At 70.5% G+C, this 8,616-nt stretch carries 6 protein-coding genes; 2 read left to right on the top strand and 4 right to left on the bottom strand.

Annotation, left to right across the window (positions count from 1 at the left end):
• Positions 1 to 127: 127 nt before the first annotated feature.
• Positions 128 to 1,606 (bottom strand): diaminobutyrate--2-oxoglutarate transaminase family protein, encoded by a 1,479-nt coding sequence (locus E2651_RS37745; RefSeq protein ID WP_245239470.1) that lies wholly within the window; start codon positions 1,604 to 1,606, stop codon positions 128 to 130.
• Between the two features lie 376 nt (positions 1,607 to 1,982).
• On the opposite strand from E2651_RS37745, the gene E2651_RS37740 reads away from it, so the two are divergent.
• Both E2651_RS37740 and E2651_RS37735 read left to right on the top strand, forming a co-directional pair.
• Entirely contained in the window at positions 1,983 to 3,227 is a 1,245-nt protein-coding gene (locus E2651_RS37740) for a hypothetical protein (protein ID WP_135335789.1), read from the top strand.
• Between the two features lie 239 nt (positions 3,228 to 3,466).
• Entirely contained in the window at positions 3,467 to 4,681 is a 1,215-nt protein-coding gene (locus tag E2651_RS37735) for a hypothetical protein (RefSeq protein ID WP_135335788.1), read from the top strand.
• Between the two features lie 117 nt (positions 4,682 to 4,798).
• Here E2651_RS37735 and hflX read toward each other — a convergent pair whose 3' ends face one another.
• The 3 genes from hflX to E2651_RS37720 all read right to left on the bottom strand — a co-directional run.
• Positions 4,799 to 6,298, bottom strand: a complete 1,500-nt coding sequence (gene hflX, locus E2651_RS37730) for a GTPase HflX (RefSeq protein WP_135335787.1) — start codon at positions 6,296 to 6,298, stop codon at positions 4,799 to 4,801.
• A gap of 172 nt (positions 6,299 to 6,470) precedes the next feature.
• Positions 6,471 to 7,967 carry a M1 family metallopeptidase gene (locus tag E2651_RS37725; RefSeq protein ID WP_135335786.1) on the bottom strand — a complete coding sequence of 499 codons (1,497 nt, stop codon included), beginning with the start codon at positions 7,965 to 7,967 and terminating at the stop codon, positions 6,471 to 6,473.
• Between the two features lie 121 nt (positions 7,968 to 8,088).
• Positions 8,089 to 8,616 (bottom strand): ACT domain-containing protein (locus E2651_RS37720; protein WP_135335785.1); only part of this gene is annotated, 528 nt, incomplete at its 5' end.

Raw genomic sequence — 8,616 nt, 5'->3', positions numbered from 1 at the left:
ATGAGCGTCTCGTGGGCTCGGAGATGTGTCTAAGAGACAGTTGTGGGGTCGTTCGGGCTCCGTGGGGACGGGCTGGAGCTGTGCTGTTGTCTCGTGTCCGACCGGGAGCGCCCCGCGTCGGACGTGGTCATCCGAGGTGTGAGCGCGCCGCCGTGGCCAGCGCGTCGGCGAGGCGGTCGAGGATCGCGGCCGCCTGCTCGTCCGTGATGGTGAGAGGAGGGAGGAGGCGTACGACGCTGGAGTGCCGACCGCCCAGTTCGACGATGAGGCCGCGGCGCAGGCATTCCCGCTGTACGGCGGCGGCCAGTTCGGGGGCTGGGGGCAGCGGCAGCAGCGCTGAGCGGTCCGTCGCCGCCTCCGGGGCCGCCTCCGGGTCCAGGGCCGGGGCCGGGTTCGCCATCGCATCCGCCCCCGCCTCCGCGCCAAGTCGCCCCGCGTCGGGCCGGTGTTCGTTCGGGACAGTGATCGGGGCAGCGGTCGGGGCAGCGGTCGGGTCCACCAACTCGACTCCGATCATCAGGCCTCTGCCGCGGACGTCGCCGACGCAGGGGTGTTCGTGGCCCAGGGACCGCAGTTGGGCGAGCATGCGGGTGCCGAGGGTGGCGGCACGTTCGTCGAGGCGGTTCTCTCGGACGTACGCCAATGTGGCCGCGCCGGCCGCCATGGCGAGCTGATTGCCGCGGAAGGTGCCCGCGTGAGCGCCGGGCGGCCAGACGTCGAGGTCGTCGCGGTAGACCACGACGGCCAGCGGCAGGCTGCCGCCGATGGCCTTGGACAGGACCATCACGTCGGGGACGATGCCGCTGCGCTCGACCGCCCAGAAGGTGCCGGTGCGCCCGACGCCCGTCTGGACCTCGTCCGCGATGAGCGGGATGGAGCGCGCGGCGGTGATCTCGCGCATCCGGCGCAGCCACGCGTCAGGGGCGGGGATCACTCCGCCCTCGCCCTGCACCGGCTCGAGGATCATCCCGGCCGGTGCCGGCACGCCCGACTTGGTGTCGTCGAGGAGGCTCTCGGTCCAGCGGGCCGCGAGGTCGGCCCCGCGTGCCCCGCCGATCCTGAACGGGCAGCGGTAGTCCTGCGGATAGGGCAGCCGCGCGACCCGTACGTCCGATGCGCCGCCGGATGCTTCGAGCGCCCCCGCCGTCATCCCGTGGTAGGCACCGGTGAAGGCGAGCATGCCGCCGCGGCCGGTCGCCGTACGCACGAGTTTGAGCGCTGCCTCCACCGCGTCCGTGCCGGCGGGGCCGCAGAACTGGATGCGCGCACGGTCCGCGAGCCCGCGGGGAAGTGTGCGGAACAGCTCCGTGGTGAAGGCGTCCTTGACCGGTGTGGCCAGGTCGAGGACGTGCAGGGGCGCCCCCGAGTCGAGGACCTTTCTGATCGCCTCGAGCACCACCGGATGGTTGTGGCCGAGGGCCAGCGTCCCCGCTCCCGAGAGGCAGTCGAGATAGCGCTGTCCGTCGGCGCCCTCGATCGTGAGACCGCGTGCCCGTACGGGCACGATCGGCAGGGCGCGCGCATAGGTGCGCGCCGCCGACTCGCGCGCCGACTGGCGTCGCAGGATCCCCTCGTGTGCGGCGGAGTGCGCCGCTGAGCGCCCCACGGACGGTGCCGCGGAAACCGCCGCGGGCGCAGGCTCGGTCACGGCCACGACTGTTGGTCCTCCCGCTGGGAATGCGCACGTCCCACTCGGTCTGGGCTTGTGCGCCGACGAGTTGGCAGGGGAGTTGAACGCATGCCGCGAGTCCCCCGTACGTACCAACGACGGGGGATGCGGGGGATCACGGGTAATCGGAAGATCCTTGCCGTGACGAAACCGTTGCCGTCCCGTCGGCAGTCCCCTACGGCACCGGCATAGTGTGGGGGGCCGTTCACCGGCAACAGGGTGTGCAGCGCCGGGTCATTCGGTGCGGAACGCGCCAAATGACGCACGGTGTCCGGCAAGTGGAACGATCTCGAAGCCCAGGGGGAATCTCTCTATGCGACCCATACGCCCGCTCAATACCGCCCGTCGTGGGAGGAGCGCGCGCGGCAGAACCTCCCCTGTGGCGGCCGCTGTCGCGATCGGCGCCGCGCTCGTTCTCACGGCGACGGCCTGTGGCCCGAGCGCGGACAACGCGGGCGACGAACCGTCCGCGTCCCAGCCCGCCGATGACGGCAACGAAGGCAACGACGACGGCAAGGTCCAGATCCCGGACGACATCCAGGACCGGCTCAAGGAGCACGGCATCGACCTGGACAAGTGGAAGGACGGGGCCTGGAAGAACTGGGACAAGGACGACTGGCTGCGCGAGGCCGGCGACTACGTCAACCCGATCATCGACGGTCTGTGGGACCCGGACCGGATGCGGGACGCCGACAAGAACCCGGACCGGGGCGTCGACGACAACGACATCTCCGGCGACCAGGGCGTGACCGACCCGACGCCCGAGCCGGTGGACGCGGCGGCCGTGAAGACGCCGTACCACGACGCCGTTCCCGAGTCGGGCAAGCTCTTCTTCGACGGCCCCGAGGGCTCGATGGTCTGCTCCGCCACCGTCGTGAAGGACCCCGCCCACCCGGGCAAGTCCAACATGGTGTGGACCGCGGGCCACTGTGTGCACGCCGGCGCGAAGGGCGGCTGGTACCGCAACATCGCCTTCGTGCCCTCGTACAACAACAGCGGCAAGTCGGTCGAAGAGCTGCAGAACGCCCCCAAGGAAGAAGTCGCGCCGTACGGCGTCTGGTGGGGTGACTGGGCGCAGACCTCCGACCAGTGGATCGAGCAGGGCGGCCCGACGGGCGGCACGGGTGCGCCGTACGACTTCGCGGTCATCCACGTGACGCCCGAGAAGGGCAACGAGGGCAAGTCCCTCGAGGAGCAGGTCGGTTCGGCGCTTCCGGTGGACTTCAACGCCCCGGCCGTGCCCCAGATCTCCAAGATCACGGCGACCGGCTACCCGGCCGCACCGCCGTTCGACGGCCAGAAGGCGTTCCAGTGCGCCGACAAGCCGGGCCGGCTCTCGATCAGCAAGCCCGACCCGACGATGTACCGCATCGGCTGCACGATGACCGGCGGTTCGTCCGGTGGCGGCTGGGTCGCCGCGGGCTCGGACGGCAAGCCGGCCCTGGTGTCCAACACCTCCATCGGTCCGGTGACGGCAGGCTGGCTGGCCGGTCCGCGCCTGGGCAAGGAGGCCAAGGGCATCTACGGCGCGGTCAGCAAGAAGTTCGCCGACCAGTAGTTCGCGCGAAGGACGCGCGGCCGACAACCGTAGGTCGTCGGCCGCGCGTCCCAGGTCGCCTGGCGTACGCGGGCGCACGGCGTCGGGGTTGCCGGAAACCTTCACGACCCCGCCTGCGTTCGTCCTCAATCGCCCAGGCATAGTGGGGTGTTGCGTCGGCGTGGGGCTCCCGGAGCAGCCACGCCCGCATGTGACACGTACATGGCAATTACACGCTCTATTCGGGGGTTTACAACAGCATGCGTTCCACTCGTGCGCCCTTCGCGCGCAGTCGCGGGCGGCGTCTCGCACTCGCCGCCACCGGGCTCGCCGCGACTCTGGCGCTCACCGCCACGGCCTGCGGCCCCAGCGACGACAAGGCCAGTGACAAGGCCGATTCCGGCGCCTCGCAGGGCGCCGACAAGGGTTCCGACACCGGCTCCGAGGCCCAGCTGCCCGGCGACATCGCCGACCGGCTCAAGGAGCACGGCATCGACCCGGACAAGTGGAAGGACGGGGCCTGGAAGAACTGGGCCAAGGAGGACTGGCTGCGCGAGGCCAAGGACTTCGTCAACCCGGTCATCGACGGGCTGTGGAAGCCCGAGCGCATGACGAAGGCCAAGGACCCGAACAAGACGATCGCCGCGAAGGACGCCGCCGCCGACCAGGGCACGACGGACCCCGAGCCGTCTCCGGTCAAGGCCAAGCGCGAGAAGACGCCGTACACCGAGAACGCCGCCCCGGTCGGCAAGATCTTCTTCGACTCCCCCGAGGGCTCGATGGTCTGCTCCGGCACCGTCGTGAAGGACCCCCGTAACCCGGGCAAGTCCAACCTCGTGTGGACCGCGGGCCACTGCGTGCACGCCGGTTCCGCCGGTGGCTGGTACCGCAACATCACCTTCGTGCCCGCGTACAACGACCTGGGCAAGTCCGAGGCCGAGCTGCAGAACGCCGCTCCGCAGGAGATCGCCCCCTACGGCCAGTACTGGGCCGACTGGGTCTCGACGTCCGCCGAGTGGATCGACGAGGGTGCCGCTTCGGGCGGTGCCGGTGCGCCGTACGACTACGCCGTGATGCACGTGAAGCCGGAGCAGGGCTCCAAGTCCCTGGAGGAGACGGTCGGTGCCGCGCTGGACGTCGACTTCTCGACTCCGTCGGCGCCGAGCGTGAGCTCGATGGGCGCCTGGGGCTACCCCGCCGCCCCGCCGTACGACGGCCAGATCATGCACAAGTGCATCGACAAGCCGGGCCGTCTCTCGCTGACCGCGGCCCAGCCGACGATGTACCGCATCGGCTGCACCATGACCGGCGGTTCGTCCGGTGGCGGTTGGTTCCGGATGGTGGGCGACAAGATGAAGCTGGTGTCGAACACCTCGATCGGCCCGGCCGAGAACACCTGGCTGGCCGGACCGCAGCTGGGCAAGGGTGCCCAGCAGGTCTACGACATGATGAGCAAGAAGTACGGCTCCAAGTAGCCGCACCTCGCGCGTCGAACCGTCGAACCTGACATGGCGAAGGCCCGCCCCCTACGAAAGGGGGCGGGCCTTCGCCATGTCAACCGATGCGTGAACCGCGCCTGCCAGAGCCCGCGTTCAGCTCGCGACCGGAACGTACGGCGTGAGATCCGCCGCCAGTTCCTCGTGCACCCGCGCCTTGAGCAGCGTGCCCTCGGCGGTGTGCTCCTCGGAGAGCACCTCGCCCTCGGCGTGCGCCCGCGAGATGAGCTGACCCTGCGTGTACGGCACGAGGGCCTCGATCTCGACCTCGGGCCGCGGCAGTTCGTCGTCGATCAGCGCGAGCAGCTCGTCGATACCGGCGCCCGTACGCGCGGACACCGCGATCGCGTGCTTCTCGTTGCGCAGCAGCCGCTGGAGCACCAGTGGATCGGCCGCGTCCGCCTTGTTGACGATCACGATCTCGGGTACGTCGGTCGCACCCACGTCGCGGATCACCTCGCGCACGGCGGCCAGCTGCTCCTCCGGCACCGGGTGCGAACCGTCCACCACGTGCAGGATCAGGTCGGACTCGCCGACCTCCTCCATCGTGGAGCGGAACGCCTCGACGAGGTGGTGCGGCAGATGCCGGACGAAGCCGACGGTGTCGGCCAGGGTGTAGATCCGGCCGGTCGGCGTCTCGGCCCGGCGCACGGTCGGGTCGAGGGTGGCGAACAGCGCGTTCTCCACCAGGACGCCCGCGCCCGTGAGGCGGTTGAGCAGGGACGACTTGCCCGCGTTCGTGTAACCGGCGATCGCGACCGAAGGCACCTTGTTGCGCTTGCGCTCCTGGCGCTTGATGTCGCGGCCCGTCTTCATCTCCGCGATCTCCCGGCGCATCTTCGCCATCTTCTCGCGGATCCGACGGCGGTCCGTCTCGATCTTGGTCTCACCGGGACCACGGGTCGCCATGCCGCCGCCACCGCTGGATCCGCCGCCGCCCATCTGACGGGAGAGCGACTGACCCCAGCCGCGCAGGCGCGGGAGCATGTACTGCATCTGGGCAAGGGCGACCTGCGCCTTGCCCTCTCGGGACTTGGCGTGCTGCGCGAAGATGTCGAGGATCAGGGCGGTCCTGTCGACCACCTTGACCTTGACGACGTCTTCGAGGTGGATCAGCTGGCCGGGGCTCAGCTCACCGTCACACACCACGGTGTCGGCCCCGGTCTCGAGGACGATGTCGCGCAGCTCCTGGGCCTTGCCGGATCCGATGTACGTCGCCGGGTCGGGCTTGTCGCGGCGCTGGATGAGTCCGTCGAGCACGAGCGCGCCCGCGGTCTCCGCGAGGGCGGCGAGCTCGGCGACCGAGTTCTCCGCGTCCTGCACGGTGCCCGAGGTCCACACACCGACGAGCACCACACGCTCCAGGCGGAGCTGTCGGTACTCGACCTCGGTGACGTCCTCGAGCTCGGTGGAGAGGCCCGCGACGCGGCGCAGAGCCGCGCGCTCGGAGCGGTCGAGCTGCTCGCCGTCCCGCTCTCCGTCGATCTCGTGGCTCCAGGCGACGTCCTCTTCCATCAGGGCATCGGCCCGAAGACCTTCGGGGTAGTTCTGCGCGAGGCTCTGCGCGTCCTGGGAAGGGGAAGAAGAGGAGGTCATTGGATCCTTTGCGTCGATGGGATTTCGTCATAGTCGTCAACGCTCGGGGCCGTCCCGGGATTCCCCGGGCCGACCCGGGCCGACCCTGAGATTCCCCCGAAGGGTTCTCCCGGACCGGCCGCGACGCCGACCAGCAGATGGTTGCACGGAACGGCCCGTCTCGTCACATGGGTTATTTCCCGGCGGGAGCGGGCTTACGCCAGTCCGGATGTCCGGGCATCGGCGGCGTCTTCGCGCCGTACAGCCAGGCCTCGAAGAATCCGCCCAGGTCGCGCCCCGCGGTCTCGGATGCGAGGCGCACGAAGTCCGCGGTGGCCGCGTTCCCGTCCTGGTAGGTGCGCACCCACTCCCGCTCGAGCCGGTCGAAGGCGTCCCGCCCGATCTCCTGCCGCAGCGCGTAGAGGACCAGGGCGCTGCCGTCGTACACGACCGGACGGAAGATGCTGATCTTCTGCCCCGGCGCGGGCTTCTTCGGGGCGGCGGGCGGCCCGCCCGCGGCACGCCAGACGTCCGACTGCCGGTAGGCCTCGCGCATCCGCTTCTTGAGCGACTTCCCCGACTTCCCCGACTTCTCCTCGGCGAAGAGTGCCTCGTACCAGGTGGCGTGGCCTTCGTTGAGCCACAGATCGGACCAGGACCGCGGGCTCACACTGTCGCCGAACCACTGGTGCGCCAGCTCATGGACCATGATCGAGTCCACGTACCACTCGGGGAACCCGGGCCGCGTGAACAGGTCTCTCTCGAAGAGAGAGAGTGTCTGTGTCTCCAGTTCGAAGCCGGTCTGCGCCCCGGCGATCAGCACGCCGTACGTCTCGAAGGGGTAGCGGCCGACCTTCTCCTCCATCCAGCCGATCTGGTCCGGCGTCTTCTTCAGCCAGCGCTCCATCTTCTGCCGGTCCTTGGTGGGCACCACATCGCGTACGGGGAGACCGTGCGGCCCGGAGCGGTGCACTACGGAGGAACGGCCGATGGACACCTGGGCCAGTTCGGTCGCCATCGGGTGGTGGGAGCGGTAGGCCCAGGTGGTGCTGCCCGCGTTCCGTGTCTGCCCCAGGGGGAGGCCGTTCGCGACGGCGGTGAGCCCCTTGGGGGCCGTCACACGGAACGTGAAGCGCGCCTTGTCCGCGGGGTGGTCGTTGCACGGGAACACCAGGTGCCCGACGTCGGCCTGGTTGGCCATGGCGAGCCCGTCGTCCGTGCGCACCCAGCCGCCTTCCGCATTCTTCCCAGGGGTGGGATCGCTGGTGTGGCGGACGGTGATCCGCATCCGATCGCCCTGGCCGAGCGGCCGCTGCGGCGTCACGACCAGGTCCTCACCGGTGGAGTCGAAACGGGCGGGGGCGCCGTTGACGGCGACGGAGCGGACCTTGCCGTGCGCGAAGTCGAGGTTGACCCGCTCCAGCGGGGACGTCACGCGGGCGTCGATCACCGTCACGGCGTCGAGCGGCTTCTTGTTGTCGCCGTGATAGGCGAAGGAGATGTCGTACGACGCGACGTCGTATCCGGGGTTCCCCAGATGCGGGAAGAGCCGGTCGCCGATGCCGAGCGGAGTGGCCGGTGACGGCGCGCTCGCGGCGAGCAGGGTGGCGGAGGTGGCCGCGGCCAGGAGCGCGGCCGCGATGCGGAGGGTCTTCGGCCGTGCGGCCTTGACCCGGGGGGTGAGCAGCATGAACCACCGCTATCAGCGCGGGCCTTCGACATCGGTGTCGGCGCGCGCCATGCCACCCGAACGAGTCTCGGATGCCTCCCCGGCGGCCCGTGGACAGACGCCGGTTGACGTCTGCCGACCGCTACGAAGTGGCCGCCGCCGGATGCTGCGCACGGCTCACGTCGTACACGCCGGGCACCGCGCGCATCGCCCGCATCAGGCCCGGCAGGTGGGCCGCGTCCGGGAGTTGCAGCGTGTACGTGTGGCGCACGCGCTGCTGGCTCGGCGGCTCGACCGTCGCCGACATGATCTCGACGCCCTCCAGGGCGATGGCTTCGGTGAGGTCGGCCAGCAGATGCGCCCGCCCGAACGACTCGGCGGTCAGCGTGACCCGGCACCCCGCGCTGTCCCCCCAGCGCACTCCGACCTCCGCGCGCCCCACTTCCTTCATGCGCGCGACCGCTGGGCACTCGACGCGGTGCACGGTCACGACACCGCCGCGCACCGCGAAGGCGGTCACCTCGTCGGGCGGTACGGGCGTACAGCAGCCCGCGAGGCGGACGCTCGCGCCCTCCCGGTCCACGACGGCGTTCGCCGCGGCGGGGCGCGGGAAGTCGGCGGGCTGCTGCGGGGGCGCGGGCGCCGGCTGCTCCGGGGGCGTGGCCTGGGG

The sequence above is a fragment of the Streptomyces sp. MZ04 genome (genome assembly GCF_004684775.1).
Lineage (GTDB): Bacteria > Actinomycetota > Actinomycetes > Streptomycetales > Streptomycetaceae > Streptomyces.
This window is presented reverse-complemented; position numbering and strand designations above follow the sequence as displayed.